Annotated in this window: 2 protein-coding genes; both read right to left on the bottom strand. The window is 50.6% G+C overall.

Features of this window, described 5'->3' with window-relative positions; genetic code table 11:
* Nucleotides 1–208 precede the first annotated feature (208 nt).
* Complete coding sequence (locus ACZYOF_RS43570) at nt 209–1,528, bottom strand: hypothetical protein (RefSeq protein WP_463331813.1); 1,320 nt, start codon at nt 1,526–1,528, stop codon at nt 209–211.
* Between the two features lie 29 nt (nt 1,529–1,557).
* Nucleotides 1,558–1,766 (bottom strand): hypothetical protein (locus ACZYOF_RS43565; RefSeq protein ID WP_463719565.1); only part of this gene is annotated, 209 nt, incomplete at its 5' end.

Genomic DNA, 1,766 nt, shown 5'->3' with positions numbered 1-1,766 from the left:
CATAGAACAACTCAGGCTGTTCGACTTGCCGGTGCCCCATCATGATCTTCAGTCCTGCTAACTAAGCAGACTGAATCACTGCTATCTCTGAGTCGCAACAACCGCCTTTTTCAACAAAATCGGCCACAAGCGGACTACGGCTCGATCACCAATGCGGCCCAATGTGGGCATGCCGAAAGCAGCCCCTTATCTTCTGAATTTGACAAACTCAGCTCCAGTCATACCGCTTCGGTGTTTTTTGCATGAGGTCGATCGAAAACGCCGAATTCAAATTGGAAGGTCTGAGCGTGATCCACTCGTGACTGTCGGCCTCCTGCTTCCCTTCTTTAGGCACCTTCAGGCGATCATAACTGCCTTTCTCACCTTTGAGATCCCTTCTATCGAGCTTCAACAACTCATAGCCGCCGCCGACGATCAGTATCTCCGAAACATGATCGGCGATTTCCTTGCTGCAATCGAATATGACCATACTTCCGTGGAGTTCCAAGAGCTTGCAGGTCGGCTCAAAGCGAAAGAGAAATGGCTCGGAAAGAATAGTGAAGTGAAGAGTATTTTGTCCTACCTCTAAAATCCCCTGCGATCGAGAAGTCCGAATGTACTGCATGCCGTCTTCTTTACGGACGCCCTTGGGGTATTCCAGCTTGTCTTCGCTTCCTTTGAACGGCAGGTGCTGTTCGGTCTCTGGAATGATCCAACTGAAGCCAAATCTATACTGGGTATTCCTGGTTAATTCTCGCCCTCGTGCTTGCTGTTCGTCTCGGCTCTCTACGATCTTGTCGGTTCCTCCGCCAAAGGTGAAGCTGACCAAACCTTGAGAATGGACTCGGAGTGACAACATGGTTTGAAAGAAAAACTCGCCCTTGCAAACCTCCCAAATTGGCGCATCGAGTCTTACGATAGTAGTTAGATCGTCCAAGAGAAGCTGTGACTCGATGAGAAATTGAATTCTCTTAGTTGTCTGATCGATTCCTTTAATCCCCGAACCGATTAGCGATGTGATTCCATCGGCCCAAGCGCTGAAAAAATCCTTCTGCTCGGCGTCGCTCAACGAGATATCGAGGTAACGAAAGCGAATAGCGTAGCCCCGGTTCGAATCCAGGATGATCCTCAAACGCTCACGATCAAGTATTTCGCAATAGCCGATCCCCCGCCCATAGGCCAACTTCTGTAAATCCGTGATGATACCGGGAGTGAGCCCCACATTTGTGAGGAAGACAAAGCCTTTGGGTTTCGGCTTGTCTTCTTTGGGTTTCAGAGCGTTTTCCAGGTCGTCGCTGAACTTACTTTGAATTTGCGAGCGATGTTGATCCGCGTCGCTCGCGTCATTTACGAACCCTACGGCGCCAAAACAGAGCTCTCCCTTATAGAACCCTTGAATGTCTCTTCCTCCGTCCGGCCCTCCCCTTGGTAGCCGAGGCTGTAGGTCGGTATAACCATCTTGGACAGAAAGAATCTCTAGGCACATGCGTTCTCGCTTGGCCTGATTGGTGTTTAGGTGGTCTTTAAGCCGCCGATCTGTCTCACTCATGCGCCCACATTTGCATTCCTTGAGGCAGTCTACAACAAGCAGCCACTGTGAGACGGCGGCTTCGGATCAACGTGAGCCTCAACGGTCCCGACCTGACCGCTTCTATTCCAATGTTCGCCGTCGAGACCTTTGAGACAAATTGAAGGATTTTGCGGAGGGAGGATTTCTGGTTCATCGTAGCCACCAGGAGCGAAGATGAAACAGAAATCCGGACCGGGCAAAGCGCCGGCAGAACAAG

The sequence above is a fragment of the Bradyrhizobium sp. LeoA1Lang genome (genome assembly GCF_055413685.1).
This window is presented reverse-complemented; position numbering and strand designations above follow the sequence as displayed.

What these genes read in the sequence shown, in the direction of transcription:
- ACZYOF_RS43570 (WP_463331813.1), bottom strand. Translation starts at nt 1,528, where the DNA reads ATGAGTGAGACAGATCGGCGGCTTAAAGACCACCTAAACACCAATCAG.